This window comes from Blastopirellula sediminis, from assembly GCF_020966755.1.
GTDB lineage: Bacteria > Planctomycetota > Planctomycetia > Pirellulales > Pirellulaceae > Blastopirellula > Blastopirellula sediminis.
On record NZ_JAJKFT010000002.1, the window covers coordinates 145,623 to 163,065 of the forward strand.

Annotated in this window: 14 protein-coding genes; 6 read left to right on the forward strand and 8 right to left on the reverse strand. The window is 57.7% G+C overall.

Annotation, left to right across the window (positions count from 1 at the left end; genetic code table 11):
- Window positions 1-174 precede the first annotated feature (174 nt).
- Window positions 175-1,281 (forward strand): hypothetical protein, encoded by a 1,107-nt coding sequence (locus LOC68_RS01275; protein WP_230214706.1) that lies wholly within the window; start codon window positions 175-177, stop codon window positions 1,279-1,281.
- Window positions 1,282-1,538: 257 nt separating this feature from the next.
- Here LOC68_RS01275 and LOC68_RS01280 read toward each other — a convergent pair whose 3' ends face one another.
- Window positions 1,539-2,927, reverse strand: coding sequence for a hypothetical protein (locus LOC68_RS01280; protein WP_230214708.1), 1,389 nt, complete (start codon window positions 2,925-2,927; stop codon window positions 1,539-1,541).
- Between the two features lie 304 nt (window positions 2,928-3,231).
- Between LOC68_RS01280 and LOC68_RS01285 the strand changes: the two genes are divergently transcribed.
- The 3 genes from LOC68_RS01285 to LOC68_RS01300 all read left to right on the forward strand — a co-directional run bounded on the left by LOC68_RS01285 (window position 3,232) and on the right by LOC68_RS01300 (window position 5,244).
- Window positions 3,232-3,444: a hypothetical protein gene (locus LOC68_RS01285; RefSeq protein ID WP_230214710.1), complete on the forward strand. Its 213-nt coding sequence runs from the start codon at window positions 3,232-3,234 to the stop codon at window positions 3,442-3,444.
- A 390-nt stretch (window positions 3,445-3,834) separates the two neighbouring features.
- On the forward strand, window positions 3,835-4,740 hold the full coding sequence (locus LOC68_RS01295) for a DUF1559 domain-containing protein (RefSeq protein WP_315858818.1): 906 nt from the start codon (window positions 3,835-3,837) through the stop codon (window positions 4,738-4,740).
- Window positions 4,741-4,842: 102 nt separating this feature from the next.
- Window positions 4,843-5,244, forward strand: coding sequence for a hypothetical protein (locus LOC68_RS01300; RefSeq protein ID WP_230214712.1), 402 nt, complete (start codon window positions 4,843-4,845; stop codon window positions 5,242-5,244).
- Between the two features lie 75 nt (window positions 5,245-5,319).
- Here the strand turns inward: LOC68_RS01300 and LOC68_RS01305 are convergent, their stop codons facing one another.
- Window positions 5,320-6,183 carry a sugar phosphate isomerase/epimerase family protein gene (locus LOC68_RS01305; protein WP_230214714.1) on the reverse strand — a complete coding sequence of 288 codons (864 nt, stop codon included), beginning with the start codon at window positions 6,181-6,183 and terminating at the stop codon, window positions 5,320-5,322.
- A 203-nt stretch (window positions 6,184-6,386) separates the two neighbouring features.
- Between LOC68_RS01305 and LOC68_RS01310 the strand changes: the two genes are divergently transcribed.
- Window positions 6,387-6,638: a hypothetical protein gene (locus LOC68_RS01310; protein WP_230214721.1), complete on the forward strand. Its 252-nt coding sequence runs from the start codon at window positions 6,387-6,389 to the stop codon at window positions 6,636-6,638.
- A 25-nt stretch (window positions 6,639-6,663) separates the two neighbouring features.
- Here LOC68_RS01310 and LOC68_RS01315 read toward each other — a convergent pair whose 3' ends face one another.
- The gene (locus tag LOC68_RS01315) at window positions 6,664-8,076 is read right to left on the reverse strand and encodes a serine hydrolase (protein WP_230214724.1); all 1,413 of its coding nucleotides are present in this window, start codon (window positions 8,074-8,076) and stop codon (window positions 6,664-6,666) included.
- Between the two features lie 230 nt (window positions 8,077-8,306).
- Between LOC68_RS01315 and LOC68_RS01320 the strand changes: the two genes are divergently transcribed.
- Window positions 8,307-8,663 carry a hypothetical protein gene (locus LOC68_RS01320; RefSeq protein WP_230214726.1) on the forward strand — a complete coding sequence of 119 codons (357 nt, stop codon included), beginning with the start codon at window positions 8,307-8,309 and terminating at the stop codon, window positions 8,661-8,663.
- Between the two features lie 8 nt (window positions 8,664-8,671).
- On the opposite strand, the gene LOC68_RS01325 is transcribed toward LOC68_RS01320, so the two are convergent.
- From LOC68_RS01325 to LOC68_RS01345, 5 genes are all read right to left on the reverse strand, one after another.
- Window positions 8,672-9,031, reverse strand: a complete 360-nt coding sequence (locus tag LOC68_RS01325) for a ribonuclease E inhibitor RraB (protein WP_230214738.1) — start codon at window positions 9,029-9,031, stop codon at window positions 8,672-8,674.
- Between the two features lie 210 nt (window positions 9,032-9,241).
- Complete coding sequence (locus LOC68_RS01330) at window positions 9,242-10,699, reverse strand: DUF7133 domain-containing protein (protein ID WP_230214742.1); 1,458 nt, start codon at window positions 10,697-10,699, stop codon at window positions 9,242-9,244.
- Between the two features lie 30 nt (window positions 10,700-10,729).
- Window positions 10,730-13,456, reverse strand: a complete 2,727-nt coding sequence (locus LOC68_RS01335) for a PA14 domain-containing protein (protein ID WP_230214746.1) — start codon at window positions 13,454-13,456, stop codon at window positions 10,730-10,732.
- Between the two features lie 121 nt (window positions 13,457-13,577).
- Complete coding sequence (locus tag LOC68_RS01340) at window positions 13,578-15,713, reverse strand: ATP-binding protein (protein ID WP_230214749.1); 2,136 nt, start codon at window positions 15,711-15,713, stop codon at window positions 13,578-13,580.
- 20 nt (window positions 15,714-15,733) lie between these two features.
- Window positions 15,734-17,179, reverse strand: a complete 1,446-nt coding sequence (locus LOC68_RS01345; RefSeq protein ID WP_230214751.1) for a sigma-54-dependent transcriptional regulator — start codon at window positions 17,177-17,179, stop codon at window positions 15,734-15,736.
- Between the last annotated feature and the right edge of the window lie 264 nt (window positions 17,180-17,443).

Here is a 17,443-nt window from a genome sequence, read left to right on the forward strand (position 1 = left end):
CAGTGTTTTTACGAATAGGAAAGCGTCATCTGAACAACTTGATCTTTGAACAAATCGTCCAAGTACGCTATTAGATTAGACAGCCAAGTAAGAGAACTGTCGCTGACGACAGTGCCACCGGACCGCCGATTAATCGAATGCTGATGGACTTCCTTATAGATTGGAACTGAAGCAATGATGTTTCATCGATCTAGTCGTTTTCGAATCCTGATTCCGGCAGTCTTGCTGCTTACGTTTTTGGCGCTGGCATGCGAGACCCTCGCGGATGAAGACGCCGCAAAGACTCCGCTTAAGAAGACGCAGCTTATCCTGCTGGAACACTACACTCTCGCGTATGACAGGAACGACTATCAGCAGCAGCGGAACGTCATGCAGCAAATTTATGACGTTACCGTCAACAACAAATCCGATCTGAGACTGCTAACGGCAGCCGAGGCTCGCATGATACTTGACGATCATGAAGCGGCGCTCGCCATGCCGGTAGAGTCTCTGCAAAAAGCACGGCAAATGCAAGTCGAATGTCGCCTTGGGAATGCGGCAACGCTTCAAAAAGACTACCCGCGTGCGATTGTCCATCTAGATAAGGCGCTGGAGCTTTCCGAGGTCTACGGCGCCGACTCGTATGAGCAGCTTAGGATAAAGGTGCAAATCGCAGCGGCGAGCGAATACACTGGCGGCGACATCAACCGGGGAATCGCGATTGCAACGGACGTGCGTACTGAACTTGAGCGACGCAATATGGCCGATTGTCATCTCTATAGCGACACGTTGGCCTACCTGTACATCTTGCAACTTGCCGCTGGTAAGGAGCCGGAAGGAATCGAGACCGGCGAAACGCTCATCCAGCTGTTGCAGAAACAGCAAGAGGAGCGAACGCTTCGATTCGTTCAGGTGACGGGCATGATCGCGAGATTTCTCAATATCGCCAAGCGACACGACGAGGCGTATCGTTATGCGGCGCTTGGTCTGAAAACTTGCCCAGAGCTGGTTGGCGAAGACATGAAATACGGGCTGCTTCTCCTGCAAGAGTGTGCAAAGGCATTGGCAAACTTGAACGACTACGAGCAAGTGCCCGTGCTCTACGAAAAGATCCTGTCGACCATTGCGGCAACGCCCGGATACCCGGACCACTTGAAACTCGAGTTTCTCAAAGAATATGCCGCCATCTTGGAAACGATGGGCGAGCAGCAGAGAAACGTGGAGATCAAACGCGAAATCGAAAAGATAAAATATCCGCCGATGCCTCCGAAGAGTCTATATAGCGATTGGTCGATGAAATGAGTACCGCCCGACGCAACTTGGTTCTCTTAAAGTGCCGTAGGCTGGGTCACGCCCCAGCGGATTTGATTGCCGAGCGTCCTATTGCTGGGTCTTGACCCAGCCTACGAAACTGCTTTTTGGCCGAAGACTGATGTGCAATGCGGCGCTGCACTGGCGAAAGAGTGCGCCAGTGGCGCCCGTAGAGCAGAAGGTCGGCAGCGCCACCCGAGCGTCAAATTGTTGGGGCTGGACCCAGCGAACGAAACTGCGAAATTCGCCTAATCCGTCGTTTGCTTCTCGACGCCCCATCGCTCGATTTTTCTCGACAAATCGTTGCGCGACTCAAGATGAGGGGTCACGTCGCGGAGATCGCGTACAACATACGCCAGGTCAGGCCAGCCGATGTTTTGTCGACGACAGTATTCGCTGTAGCGGCCCAAGTCCCCGCACGCACTTTGGGCAATTCGTGCGTTGCCGCCGACGAGCATCGAGGAGAGGATATCCATGCCTTCTGTGCAGACGTGCTTGGAGTATTCACTGTCGGTTTCCATGCCCCTGCGCAAGCCGGCGCAATAGGAAAACCCTAGTTTTTCATCCTGCGGAATGAAGTCGCGATAAAAGCGGAAGACTTCTCTCCGCAGTTCCTCGCTACTGGGATCAAGTAGATTCGACGCGAAGCAAAGCCCGAGCCAACGTAGACGCTCGGGACCATGCGGGCCTACCAACTCGCGAAGTTTATCGATCGCCTCAATTCTTCGTCCCGGCGACATCGGCGGATACGAGAACATGAGTAGATGCCGCAATTCGGGTTCGCGGCTAAAGTATCCGGCGCCTTGCGGAGGATGGGCGATGACGTCCGAGATGCGACGTAAATGACATTCATGGCGAAACTGCTCCATCTCGTCACTGGGAGCTTCCGCAGCCAAGATGTGATCGGCAACTTCGTAAGCGATGCACGGGGACTGCGTATTTTGCAACAAAAGTCGACATTCCTCGACGAACGTTCCTGGAGGAACATGTTTCGAGATCGCATCGTGGATCAGGCAACGCTCGTGCAGCGCCAAACGTTCACTTTCCGCAAGTAGTCTCAAACACCACGCGGCGAATTGACCATCCGCGTCGCCACAGCCGTTTAAAATGCTCGCAGCGGCAGTCGATGGTTCGGCCGTAGCAAGAATCTCGGAGATCCGCTTTAAACGCGTCACTTCCGCTTCGGTGGCCAATCCGATCCGTCCCCCTTTCCACGCAGAGCCTTCCTTCGGCGCGTCTGTCAGTCTCGCCTCAAAAAAGAGACGGTCCCCGCGAGTCGGGTTGCCTGGCGTTCCTTGCCGCTGAAATTGAATTGGCGCGTACCAGACCGGTTGAATGACAAGCGGATTCTCTTGCGGCGCAGGGCCAAAAAGGGTGCGCTCCACCTCCAGGCGAAGGTGAACCTCGATCTTGGAGAATGCGTTCGCGACGGGATCCTCTTGGTTGCCCGTGTATTCAACGCTTAGCAGTTTACCAACGACTAAGAAGGTGTCTTCGCGTAGCCGTTCCGTCAGGTTGCCGTATTGCAGATCAAGAAAGGTCCGTATCGGCTGATCGCTCGCGGATTGCGCTCGACAATTCGATGCGGCAATCAGAACTAGCGAATAACTAAGAAGTAGGAAGAGACGCGATGTCATAGAAATCTACATTGGAACGAAGCGGCGTTCTTTCGTTGTTTGTTCACAATCGTTCCGTCTGGAACGCCAAATTGATTTCCCACTACAGCAAAATCGAAATGTCGGTTGATAGTCAAGCGCTTTTGACTTGCAAACCTTCAAATTGTTGGGGCGAAACCCAGCCTGCGAAACATATTTGGCGAAAAAGAGCTGATCCGCATTTCGCAACCGATCTAACCATGACGTAGAGTTAACGCCGCTCGGACCCCTTCTCGTTTGATCACCGAATTCTCCCGCTTCCGGAAAGACTTGCAGCGACGCAACCATGATTCAAATCGCCGTTATCGTTCTCTCGATTCTGTTGATCGTCATCGGAATCAAAGGATTCACGCCGTCCGGATTGCAGTTCTCCCAGAACACCGTTCTCAAAGGGCGGAGCGGAATGATCGTGGGTGCGATTTGCATTGCCGCGGGAATTGGGCTCATTCCGATGTTGCTGTTGTTCTTCGTGATGTTCTCGTCGTGGCTGGGGAACTAGAGCTGCAGCATTGCATCGTCACCACTTCGGTTGAGTCGAGCTGCAGCGGTAGCGGTTGGAAAAAATCCACATTTTTTCCTATTCAATTCCCGTTGAGCCTATTTTCTGGGTAATTACCCGTTAGCTCACCGCCTAAGGCCTTTAAAAACCAGAACCGACCGGTTCGCATCGGCAATGATGATTGAAAGCGATCTTGAGAAATGTTTCGATTGTGTTTTCCATTAAATGGCCCTTAGTGGCATGTAATGCGTTATAAACTCACTATTGAGGGGGAGGATGTCGGTTGACCTGCTTTGTGTGCAACGTTAGCCTGTTAGTAAATCTGATGCGAAAATATTGGATTTCTCATCTTCTTTTCTCTTCTTATGGATTGAAACTATGACGCATCGAATGAACATTCGCAGAGGATTTACCCTCGTCGAGTTGCTGGTGGTCATCGCGATTATCGGCGTTCTGATCGCCTTGTTGCTGCCGGCCGTCCAGCAGGCCCGGGAAGCGGCGCGACGCATGAGTTGCAGCAACAACCTGAAGCAGATTGGTCTCGCGCTGCACAACTATCACGACACCTATCTCGCCTTCCCGGCCGGCTATCTCTACCGCGGCGGCAATGGGAAGTGCAATTACGGATGGGCCGTCGCAATTCTTCCGTTCGTTGAACAGGGGAACTTCTACGAACAACTTGATCCGGGCAATACTCCGCTCTACACCCGCTATTCGAGCAGCTCGACGGCGGCCGACAAAGCGCTGTTGCAGACGCGACTCGAGGCGTACATCTGTCCTTCCGACGCCGCCCCCAAGCTTGCCGCAAGCCAGAAGTTCAGCAGCACCGATCGCTTTGACGTCGCCGTCTCGAACTACGTCGGCTGTGCCGGCTGGAGCAACACTCCCAACTACCCGATCCGTGACCTCGACGCCGGCGGTTTGCTGTGGGGGAACAGTTTCCTGAACATGGCGGACATTACCGATGGAACCAGCAACACCCTGTTTGTTGCGGAACGAGAGTACCCGAAGGGGCACGCGGCGACTTGGCTGGGTGCTGGCAGGAACGATAGCTACGGAAATGAGTCGACGCTGCGTACGCTTTTCCGCGCCGCGTTTACGATGAACTTCGACTACGCCGCCGCTGGTCAGCCGCAGAATGCCGGGAAGGGGTGGTCAAGTTTGCATCCCGGGGGCGTTCAGGCGCTGACCGCGGACGCTTCGGTCCACTTCATTCCCGAAACGACCAACAAGAACAACGTCTTGCAGCCGCTTAGCCTCCGCGGCGACGGCAAAGCGTTCGACTCGCCCTTCTAAGGCGGTTTGAATCGCTGATTCTCTAGCTGCGTTTCGCAACCAAGCGACAACATGAGCTTCGCATGTTGTCGCTCTCGCATCCGATTTCGTAAGGATCCATCTATGCGTCCGCTTGTTCGCGTCGCTTTAGCTACAACGTTCCTTCCCGTCTTGCTTGGTTTGGTCGGCTGCTCGGGCGACTCCATGGCTCCGGTCAGCGGCGTCGTCACCTTGAATGGAAAGCCGGTGCCCGGTCTTGAAGTCAACTTTGAACCGACCGGGGATCCGGCGGATCGAGCGACGGCCACGGGCTACACCCAGCAGGACGGCAGCTACTCGCTCGCCTACCCGGGATTCAAAACAGGGGCGCCTCTGGGCGACTATATCGTGCGTATTAATGGTGGTGAGTCGCTGGACGACGGTACCACATTGCGGGTTCCGACCAAATACAACAAAGAGTCGAGCCTGAAAGAAACGGTCGCTTCCGGCGCGAACAAGTTCGATTTCGAACTTACGAGCAAGTAGAAGAAAGCGCCGTAGCCGCAGGCTGGGTCAAGACTCAACCTACGGCTACGAAGTTACAAAGCTACCAGGGAATCTTTACTTCGTCGCCAGGGCGGTCCACAGTTTTTGATTTTCGCGCATCGAGCCAACAATATCGGCCGGGACGTTGCCTTCTTCCAGCAGCGTCCAGCCGGTGAACTGGGCGCCGCGGAGCAGCTCCAATAGTTTGGGCCAAGGGTAGGCCTTGCTACGGAGGTCGTGGATGTGGACGGTGGCGATCTTGTCGGCCACTAGCTGGAAGTTGGCTTCCAGCCCTTCGCCATCCATGTCGGTGGGATTGCAGTTCCAGCAGACGCGGGCCTGGGGGTGATCGGCGATCTGCATGATCTGATGAATGACCGGCAGCGCGGCGGTATCTTTGCCGTGGACTTCCAGGCGAATCTCTTGGCCGTAGTTAGCGGCATACTGGGCGACTTCGCGGAGGGAGAGTCCGATCTGCTCGATCGTCTTTTCGACCGGAACGTCCTTCGGCAAGCCGTTCGGGCGGACCTTCACGCCGGAGCCGCCGCAGTCGTGCGACAGCTTGATGAAGGCTTTGGTCTCTTCGATGTTCTTTTTGACGACCGCCGGGTCAGGGGAGTGATACTCGCAGGCGCTCCCCGGTCCAACGAACTCGACCGGCGAATCGGCGAACTGTTTGCGAACCTCCTGTCGCTGCTTGGCGGAGAGGTTGATCTCGACGCCATGCTTGTGCGTGCTCCGCAGTTCGACGCCGGCAAAACCGGTCGCGGCGCAGTTCTTAATGGTCGTCGCGAGATCCCAGTCCTTGCCCCAGTTATACGTGACCAGGCCGAGCTTCATTTCGGTAGCGGCCGGCGCGGCCAAGACGGCCCGCGACAAGACGAGCGGAGCGAGAGCGGCGGCGGAGGCATGCAGGAAGCGACGGCGAGAGATGGTCATGGGTCAACTTTCGGAGGAGGGAGAAGGATTTTGAATCGGCGGGGGTAGCGCAGCTCGCGCGCCTTTGGCAGGGTATTTCATCAGCGACTTGAAGTCAAAAGAATTTGTTGTCAAATCACAACAGCAGGAGAATCGGCCGCAACGGCTCCGGTCCTTGGAGATTCTGTAAAGAAGAAGCTGGCCGATCCGCATGGGAGGGACTGATGACGACGCCGAATGACGAAGAAGAGCGGAAGAAGAGAGCGGCGTTATTCTTGTTGCAGCAAATGCGGGACGCCTCGGAGCGGGACGCTAAGCGTGACGATGATTTGAGATCGTCCGGCGAGGACGACTTGAAGTATCCCTATACCGGCCCCGGACTGTCGAGCAATGACCGGTGGGTGGTCTTCTGGCTCTGGTTGTTGGTGATGATCGGGGTGTTCGTGGCGTCGCAAATCTTCTTAGCGTACCAATAGAAATGGGGTGGGTCGTTCCCTCCCATTATTCAATCCGCTTCGCCATCTGACGCACGCCGTTTTGAAACAGTTCGACGGCGTCGCATTTTCCCTCGTCGTCGACTTGAAACGTCAACGTCGCTTCGACCACGGTGTATTTCCACTCGGTGTCGCTGTGGGGATAGACGCGGAAGGTTGGCTGACCGGAGAGCCCGACCATCAGTTTGTCTCCTTCGACCGAGACGGTGAACACGGCGCCGGGGGCGAGTTGGAACTTGCCGGCGTAGCGTTGCATGTTCTCGGGCGAGACTTTTACATATTGGGCGAACTCACGCGGTTTTTCGTTCACGCCGGCGAGCATTCGCACGATCTGTTCCGCCAACGCGTCGGTCTCGCTGGTGGCGGTATTCGTCAACACGACCACAGCGACGTTCAGTTTGCGGTTGATGTAAATCGACGAATGATAGCCGCCGGTTTGGCCGGTGTGCCAGCGTGTTTCGCCGTCGCGGGCGACATGCCAACCGAGTCCCATCGCGAAGTCTTTGGCCTCGATCGGTTGCTGGTGGATTTTCCAGGCGGTTTCAATCGCTTCTCCTAGTCTTCCCTTCGGCGGATGGAGATACGCCCGCGCGTACTTGAGCATGTCGTTGACGTCGCTCCGAATCGCGCCGGCGCCGGCCAGGGCGTCGATGTTCCAAGTGTGCCCTGGCGCTCCTCCGTCGACGTGGGGCGGAGCTAGACGGTTTTTAAGCTCCTCCTTGAGCGCAATCCCCGTGTCGTGCATCCCGAGCGGTTTCGTGATCCGAGCTGCGAGCAACGATTCGTAGGTTTCCTTTTCGTGAGCGGCCAAAACGTTTCCCAAGAGTCCGGCGCCAAGGTTGGAATAGGCGATCGCTTCGCCGGGGTTCTTGGTCGGCTGATAGCTGCGAAGGAAGTCGGCCAGACGCTGGTCGTCGTAATCGGCGTACGGATTGTTTCCGTCGGCCGGAGCGAAGTTGCCCGGCAAGCGGGGGAGTCCCGAAGCATGCGTCGCCAAATGGACAAGTTCGATGGGAGATTCGTCGTCGTACGCCTTTAGCGATACGCCGTCGGGAAGCAAATCCTGCACCGGCGTCGTAAGAGAGACGTCCCCTTTGGCGACGGCATCCGCCAAGAGGAGCCCGGTGAAGGTCTTGGTGATCGAACCGATTTCGTAGATCGTCTTGCCGTCCGGCTTGCGGGGATCGTCCTGGGATAGTTTTCCGTAGCCGCGGACTAGGGTTTTGTCGCCATAGAGAACGCCGATCGACATCCCGACGACCGTTTCGCTGTCGATATAGGGCTGGGCGAGTTGGTCGATCTGTTTCGCCAGTTGTTTTGCCGGTTCGGCGGCGGCGAGCGAACCAGAAGAAACTGCCGCGAAGGCGAGACTGGCGAAGACAATGGCCAGTGGTCGTGAAGTCGCGTTGCCCGGATTCATAGCCGCCTACCTATTCTTGTCGTTGCGAGTGCCCTGGTCCCGAACGGCAAGTTAGGGGACGAGCGAGTAGATGTCAAATTCTTTGGCCAAAAACGTGCATGTCGTCCATCGCGTTTCTGTTCAGATTAAACTTCGCAGACGACTTGGCGTCCATCGGATAGGATGAATAAGTCCGAGATGAAAACGGCGGAACTGGTTTGAGAGCAACACCGTGTTAGGAGATGTTTCTCATGCAAAACTGGACTCAATACGCGGACGACGAAATCTACGTTATCGACCTGCTGCAAAGGAGGTCCGGCCTGAGGCATATCGCGCCTCGCCATCGTCACGACCAGCGTGACGGTGAAGCGGTGATGACGACGACCGAACATCCTGGAAGCGTCATCAAGCAGTTTCTTCGCGGGAAGCTGCCGTTTGACAGCGTGACGACGACCGACGGAACGCCGTTCGTGCTCGACGCGCATCACCACTGGATTACGCTGGAAGAGTACGAGTATTTCCGGAGTCGGAATTTTTCCAGCGAAGCGCTCGCAGATCAAAACGCGCCGTGGGTGAACGGCATGCCGCCGCTACCGGCGCCGATTTGATCAGTCGCTCAGATGGCGACTTCCCACCCGTCGCACTTTCCGCCGTGGGGCTCGACCAGTTGGTCGAGCTCGTTCTGGATGCGGATGACGTTGTCGTACGTCAGCAGCTCGACCATTTCGACGTAGACGGTCCACATCGGTCCGAATTCCTCGGGGTCGTCCTCCGCCTCGTCAAAGTCGGGCTCTCCTTCGTCAAAATCGATTTCGCCGGGGTAGCCGTTTTGGGCGAGGGCGTGCAGCGAAGCTTCGGCTGAGGATTGATTGGGGACGGCAATCGCGAACCGAATTATGAGAGGCTGCGAAAGATCGACTCCCGCCGCGGCAATCTCGGCGATCGCTTGCCCATCGGCGTCATCAGGGTAGGTCATGGTCATTCCGCCTGCGGGGTGAAGAGTGGCGCCCGAATCATGGACCCGCTCATCGTAGCCCGAGGCGCGAGCCGAGGGAATGCGGCGTCCAGGGAATGACGAATGTCGAAACCAGAATGACGAATGGATGTCGGTTCGTCATTCGAGCTTCGACATTCGGTGGTTGAACGCATTCCCTCGCTTGCGCTGCGGGCTAGTGTTGGCGTTGCGCTATTTCGCTGGGATTTGGTTTAGCGTGTAGTAGGCGACTTCGTGCCAGAGGGGTTGTCCGTCGGCGCTGCGGACGCCGGGGGAGTGGAGCTCGTGGACGTGTCCCTTTTGCAGGCCATCGATGTAGAGCCGGACCGTTTTGTCGTTCACCTTTTCAATCTTGGTGATCTTCGGTTCGGTGTGGTCGACTTCCGGGCTGCCGTAGCTTTCCTGGTAGATGTAGGTGTAGGTGGTCAGCTTGTACGAGTCGGTCGCAGTCGCCGTCTTGGCGTCGCACGGCTCGGTGAATTCCAATTCGAAGCCATCCGGCTTGGCCCGCATCTCTTTGATTTCAAACGGGGTTTTACCGGTCCAGTTGACTCGCTCCAGCGAGAACGGCTTGTTGCCGCGCGAACCCCAACCGCGGTTGGTGCCGCCGACGAACAGGCTGCCTGATTCGCTCATCAACAGCGGCAACGTGCCGGAAGCGATCCCTTCGAGGAACGGGAAGCAGACGCCTTGGTAGCGGCCGTTCACCTTTTCCATGTAGACCCGCATCACGGTGCTGTGCGACTGATCGCCGACCAGCATTTGATTCTCGAACGGACCGAACTTACCGCCGGAGCGATCCAGTTCGACGCCGCTGGCCGATTTCCCCATCGTGTCGTACGGGAAGAGAACCGCGGCCGGAACGTATTCGGGAATCTTTTCCGCTTCGATATGGAAGCGGCTGCCGCTTTGCGGCGTTTGCGGTTCGGGGCCCATGTTAGGAGCGAGCGAGTACCAACGATTGCCGCCGGGGTGCCCGACGAACTTGCCCGGCTCCAGGTGTTTCAGACCGCAGGTGCCGTTCCAGGGACCTTGGTTGTCGGTGTAGAAGACGTCGCCGGCGGCGTTGATGCCGATGCCGCCGGGGCTGCGAATGCCGCTCACCGTCGGGATCACTTTGCCATCGGTCGAGATGCGAAAGCACCAGCCGCGGAAGGGAACCTGGCTGCTGAACGAACCGGTCAAGCACAACGGCGCCCAGATGTAGCCATCTTTGTCGAACTTCGAGCCGAAGGCGTATTCGTGGTAGTCGCCGTTGATTTCCCACGGCACCGCGACCGTTTCAAACAGGTCGGCCTTGCCGTCCCCATCTTCATCTTTCAGGCGCGAGATCTCGCAGCGCTGGGTCGCATAGAGCCAACCGTCGCGATAGGCCAGGCCGAGCACTTCGTGCAAGCCGCTGGCGAACCGCTTGAGCTCCGACTCTTTGGCCGGATCTTTCGAGTAGGGGTTGGTCACCATGTAGATATCTCCGCGGCGGGTGGAGACCGCGAGTTCGCCGTTGGGCATGAACTCGAGACCGCCCGCTTCTAGGACGATATCTTCGGGGATCTCGAAGGTGGTGATCTTGTAGTAGTCGCTTTGCTCGGCGGCGGTCGCGAGGCCAGCGCCCAAGCAAACGGTCAGCAGGGTCAGGAAAATGCGTCGCATAGGATTAGCTCAAAGTTAGATTGCCGGAGATTACCAGACGTACGTTTGGCGGATGGTCGCTGCGCCATCTTTAAAACGAACCGGAATCAGCAAGTCCTTTTTATTGGTACGAACGATGACGTCATCGCTGGGGGATAGCTCAATCGTCAGCAGTTTGTTGATGCGGTAACGACCGCCGCCGAGATCCTCGACGTCGCCGGTCGCCGCGCGGTAATAGAGCGGCTGCTCCGGCTTCCCTTTGAATGTGATCGTGCGGGTAATCGTCGGGAAGGAGTCGGTTTTGGTCACTTCGTAGAAGTCGTTCACGTCGACGCCGTCGTATTGATAGTGGAACGTCGGGCGGCGAATGTCGTCCAAGCGATATCCCTTGAAGGCGATGCCCAGCGGCTTCGCGTCTCCTTGCGGCCAGTCGTCCGTTTCGGAGGCGAGGGCGAAGAAGTCAGGCCCGCTGGCGAACTTGTAAACGTTGTCGCCGAGCGGCGGCTGAAAGCCGGGGCCGCGACCGACCCAATGCTTCGACGCATCCATGAACGCCCCTTGCCAGATCATCGCCAGACGCATTTCGTTGGCGTCGATCGCCAGGTTGCCATGTTCGGCGTAACCGACGCCGATCGCCCGGGGGCCGGCGCCTTCGATGAAGTTGCGATACATGATCGCGTCGCCGTACGAGACCAGTTCAATCGGCTGTCCGCCGAGACCAAACGGTTTGGCGGCGTTACGCCCGTCGCTCAGGAAGACCCAGATCGCTTCCAACTGCTGGTCGGTTTTGCCATCCAGGATGTTCTTCATCACCGACTTGCCGTTCGGCCACGCGGTCGGCATACGCGTACCAGGGCGATAGGCCGGAGGATCGGTGACGTAACGATGGAACCAGGCGTGATCCAGCCGCTGCGTCATCAGCGTCATGTCGATCCCCTGCACGCCGGAGGCTTTGACGCCGTCGAACGTGTGGCACTTGATGCAGCCGAAGACTTTGTCGCCGACCATATTACGGCCGATCGCTTTGATGTGGGCCGGGGTGTCGTCGATCGTTACCTCTAGCTCGGGCAGCGAATCGAGGGTCTCGAATGCGGCGGTCAGCTTGCCGATGTTCTGCCCGCCGAACTTCGGCATGCGAGCCAGCATGTAGGGGCGGTCCTTGGCGCCGTCGTTCATGATGTGGGCGAGCCAAGCTTCTTTCAGCTTGCCGCCGACGCCGTTCAGGTGCGGCGGAATGCGTCCTTCATCCCCCATTTCCTGCTGCGTCGTCGCAAAGAAATGATTGCGGGGCTCTTCGATCCCACCGACGTCGTTGCGCGAATGGCACGCGTAGCAGTTCATCTGGGTCATCGTCCGGCTGATCAGCAGCTCCGGCGCCGGGGCGTCGGTCGACAGATCGGTAAGGGCGGCGCGAATCGCCGACTTCTGCTGCGCGGTCAGATGATAGTCTGCCGACTTCGGCGTGGGGGTTTCGGCCAAACAACCGGCCGTCAGATTCAGGTCGGCCAACTTCTTCGCCGTGAACATCGCCGCCGGGAGATTCTTTTCGTTCGACTTGTGGCAGCTGGCGCAACCCGCTTTGCCGAACCATTCTTTTCCTTGGGCGACCAGCGACGGATCGATTTTGAACGCCGGGGCCTCTGGTTTGCTTTCGTCGCTGTTGGGAATCGAGAGTTCGGCGAAGATTTCGCGGCGCGAGATCTTCGGGCCGCGGTATTCGACGCGGAGCTCGATTTGTCCGCCGCCGTCGAAATATTCAACGACGATCGGGTGCTTGCCGGCGGTCAGGCGAACTTTGCCGCTGCGGGTCGACGTCGGGTGAATGCCGTCGTTGATCACTACCTCTTTGCCGTCGATCAGCAACCGGCTGCCGTCGTCGGAGCTAATGAAGAATTCGTATTCCCCTTCGCGCTGCGCTTCAAACAGCCCTTCATAGCGGATGGCGAAATTCGTTTTGCGGGCGGCGACCTCCAGCGAGAAGCCGTCAACTTCGCCTGACTCGACCGGTTTCAGTTTCGAGAAGTCGGGCAGTTCGCGGGCGCTCAGTTCGTAGTAGTCGTACTTCAGGTTCGAGGGAAACGCCGGATCGAGATCGGGGATCAGGAACTGGGCGATCGCGGTCGCGTCTTCGCCGTTGAGGTTCAGGCTGGGCATCCGGCCGGAGTGGCGGACTTTGAGCGGGTCTTGCAGAAAGTTAGCGAGCGATTCGACCGAGTACTTCTTGCTGAGATCGCCCAGCGGCTTGCTGGTGGCGAGCGATTCCCCTTTGCCTGGTTCCGGGTTATGGCAGCCGACGCAGCCAACTTGCTGGAACAGAACCTTGCCTTGGTTGATCAAAGCGGCGCGGCGGCGGGTTTCGCGGAAGCTGCCGCTGTCGGCCAGGAAGTGAGCGATCGATTCAAAGGCTTTCGCCTGTTGGTCGGCCGGCAGATCACGCAACAGCTGCGGCATCGTCGTGCCAGGCTTGCCGGCGTGAACGTCGGCCAGATATTCGGCGTAGTAGCTGGGACGAACGCGATTGCCAACTTGCGAAAGGTCGGGCGCCGCTTTGCTGTCGAGCGAAGCGAGGGTCTTGCCGTCGGCCGCATGGCAAGCGACGCAGTTCAGCTCGCCGATCAGCAAACGTCCCCCTTCAACATCGCCCTGTAGCGCGTCGCTATGGAAACGTTGATAGCCGGGAATAACCGGGAACGACGCTTGTTCTGCAAGTAGCGGACTGGCGATTGATGCGCTGGCGAAGCTCAGGACCAACAAGGTGCGGATGGAAGCACAAAGCATAGTTGTCACGACTCGTCGCGGAAGGAGTTGGTGAGATGCAGAAGGGCGGTGGGGTAGGCCGCCGCCTATTTCAGTCGGCATCTGCGCAGTTGTCAACTACATTGAGACGATTGACGAAATTCTATGGGCTTTCTGAGAGTTGCGCACCCAGGTCGCGCTGGAGCTGCGCGACAGAAATCTCCAACTCCTGGAGAATGGACTCGATCTGCGGGTCATCGAGCACGAGATCGTCGTCATCCAACGTGGCGAGCAAGCTCGCCGTTTTCCGACTTTCAAAGTACGCGAGCATGCCCCGCAAGCGATGCGCGGTGAAAACGACGTTCTTTTGATCTCTCGATTCGTACGCTTCTCGAAGATTTTCCATGACGCTGGGCGCTTGTTCGAGAAAGAGCGAAATCAATTTTGCTCGCAAACCTTCGGAAATCTGAATCGGGGCCTGATACGGGGCCGGCGCCTGATTGAGGCAAACGCGAAGGTCCTCTGTCGAAAGAGGCTTGGTAAGAAACTTGTTGGCGCCGGCGGCAAGGGCCGATTTTTCGTAGTCGGCGACGGCATGAGCCGTCACGGCGATAATCCACAGGTCGTCGGCCGAGTGCTGTTGGCGAAGCTCGCGCGCAACGTCGAGCCCTGACATGTCGGGGAGCTCCAGGTCGAGCAAGACGACGTCGTAGGTCGTTTCGGCGACCGCGGCGAGCGCGGATTCTCCATCACCTACGAACTGCGCCGAGAGACCGAGTCGAGTGAGAATCTCCTGAACGACCAATTGGTTCGCTTCCAGGTCTTCGACGACCAGGATCTTCAGGTTCGCATCGGGGGTAACAGCGCCTTCTGCCGGCTCTTCGCTGCTGGCGACGCCGCATTTCTCCAGCGGCAACTCCAGGGCGAATTCGCTGCCGACGCCGACTTCGCTGGAGACGGTGAGTCGCCCCCCCAACTCCTGGGCGAGACGCTTGGAAATGTGGAGACCAAGACCGACGCCGCGGGTCGAACTGGTCGTCTCCCCCAGTTGCGAAAAGGCTTCGAAGATCCGTTCGAATTGCTCCGTAGGAATGCCGGGGCCGGAATCGCGAACGGCGAAGCGCGCGGTCAACGAACGTTCGTCTTCAGCCAGGACGGTCGCTTCGATCTCGACGAAACCGGTTTCGACGAACTTCAGGGCGTTCTGGATCAGATTGACCAGGATCTGTCGCGTTCGCAGCTCATCTCCGAGCACGATCGCGTCGAGCGCCGAGTCGATCGAGAGAGGGAAGCGGATCTCTTTTTGTTGCGCTTGGAAAGCGAACATTTCGTGCGTACGCCGTAACAGCGACGCGAGGGGGAACGGCTTGATCGAGACCGCTTTTCGCGATTCGAGTTCCATTGTGCTGACGTCGAGCAGGTCGTTGAGCAGCGACATCAGCGAGCGGGCCGAGTCGTTGACGACGATCGCCTGACGACGATGCCGGTCATCGGGAATCGATTCGCTGAGCGATTCCGAGAGGCCGAGGATCGCGTTCATCGGGGTCCGGATCTCGTGGCTCATCTTGGCCAGAAACTTCGTCTTTACCCGATTGGCCTCTTCGGCGTTTTCCTTTTCGGCTTGCAACTGATCGGTCATCAGCGCTTGCGTGTCCAAGCTGCGACGGATCTCACCGACCGCGGGGCGGAAGATGAAGAACCCTTCGAGCAACAGTACCAATAGCGTGAGCGCGAGCAGCAACGTTTCGATACGGCGGAGACGATTGACGCGGTCAAGCGCTTCGCTTTCGTACTGAAAGACGATTCGATCCATCCCTTCCAGGAACGCTGGCTCGTGCTGAAGGATTTCGTCGACCGCCGTCGCTACTTTCTCTCGATCTTCGGGAGCGTCGAGAATTGTGCGGGCCGACGATTCGATCTGGCGAAAGTCGGGATTAATCGCCGCGTACATCTGCTGGACGTCGTCACTGTTCTTGCCGGCGATATTCAGCGCCGGGTCTCGGTCGAGGAGCGCCTGGTGCGACTTTTCCCAAAGGTGAAGGCTTTCTCGCAGGCCTTGGAGCGCGTCGTCGCGGCCGGCGGAAGGATCGCGCAGGGCGAGTGCGTACTTGGCGATCCGCTGGCTCAGCATGCGCTGACGGCCGGCGATATTGACCAGCGTCGAATCCCCTTGTTGCTGATTGATCGACTGCCGAATGAGCGCCTGACCGACGATCGTCAGGACGGCGACGATGCTAAGCGCCGTGATATAGAGCGAAGTCAGACGGCGAGTGGATGCGGCGGTAGGGGGTTTGGACATGCATTTCCGAGGATTGGCCCCTAGGCTGTGGCGAGAAACTGCTCAATCTCGAGGCCGAGGTAGTTGATCTTTTTTCGCAAGCTAGTGCGGGTAATCCCCAGCAAGCGAGCGGCGTGAGCCTGATTCCCCCCGGTCTGGCGGAGGATCAGCGAGATCAGATGACGTTCCATCTCAATCACCGCCTCAGAATAGATATCATTCGACTTGCTTGAGATCCGTTCGTCAACAAAATGCTCCCAATTCGTGTCGAGCGCGTCGCCATGATTGCGATCGCAACCACTTTCGCGCAGGGCCCGCCGGAGATATTCACTGGCGATCACCGCCCCTTGCGATTCGATCATGGCTCTTCGCAGCACGCTGCGCAGTTCAGAGACGTTACCTGGCCAACTATATTCCGACAGCAGGCGGAGCGCTTCGTCCGACGTCCGGATCGCGCCCATGTTCGTGATTCGTTCGACCCGACTGAACTGACTGACGAAATGATCGACCAACAATCGCAAGTCGTCTTCCCGTTCGCGGAGCGGGGGCAACTTGATGATAAAGCCGCTCAACAGGTAGTAGAGGTCAGGACGTAGTCGCCCTTCGGCGACCAACTCTTCCGCGTCATAGCTGGTGGTGAAAAAGAGGGTCACGTCGCTGTGCAGCGTTTCGTCCCCGCCGAGTCGCTCAAAACGCTTCTCCGAGAGATAGCGGAGCAACTTGCTTTGCAATGCGTGCGGGATCGCGGCGATTTCTTCGAGCAGGATCGTCCCTTTCGAGCATTGCTCGAACTTGCCGATTCGCTGCGACGTCAGACCGGGCATCGCGTTCGGCTCATGGCCGAGAAGTTCGCTTTCGAGCCACTGCGCCGTAAAATCGGTGCACGAGATTTTATGAAAAGGGCGGTCGGCTCGTTGGCCATGTTGATAGATCGCGCGAGCGACTAACTCTTTGCCGGTCCCGTTTTCTCCCTGCAATAATACAGGAATATCGTGGGCGGCGGCGCGACCGATCGCTTTGTAAACGGCCTGCATCGACGGACAGACGCCAACCAGGCGATCACCGCCGTCGCCGATGTCGTTCTGCGAAGGGAGCTGAACCGGCATCAACATCAGATGACGGCTTTCGATCGCTTCGAGCGTTTTCTCGGCGATCGTCTCCGGAGCGAATGGCTTGGTAAGAAAGTCGAACGCGCCGAGCTTCATCGCTTCGATCGCGAGGTCGCTCGACTTGCGCGAAGTGACGAACAGAATCGGCAGACGCGAATCGACCGATTGAATTTTCTTAATGAGATCGACGCCGGTGCAGTCTGGCAGCATCTGATCTAACAGAACGACGTCGGGACGACGCTTCTCTAGCAGTTGCAAGCCGGTCGCTCCGCAATCGGCCGAATGGAATTCCATCGCAAAGCTGCTGAGAGCTTCCTGAACGATAAGGGCGACGCTAGGATCATCGTCGATCACCAGCATTCGCATTGGACGTCGCACTCGTTCCACTCCACTTATGTTTAGGCCCAAGGGCTCCGTCAGGACGTTCTATTTCAATCCCTTCTATTGCAAGTCGCGTGCCGCGTCTGGTGATTGTTTCGGAATCACCGCAATCCCCCTGGATTTCGAGATTTGTCGCCAAATCTGGACCGGCTGGGGGCGCGAAATAGACCGGTTTTTGCCCAAGTTTCGGGCAATGCGTGCGAGAAAATGAAGACGCCCAGGGTTCTCGGAGAAGAACCCTGGGCGTGGATCAAGTGCGAA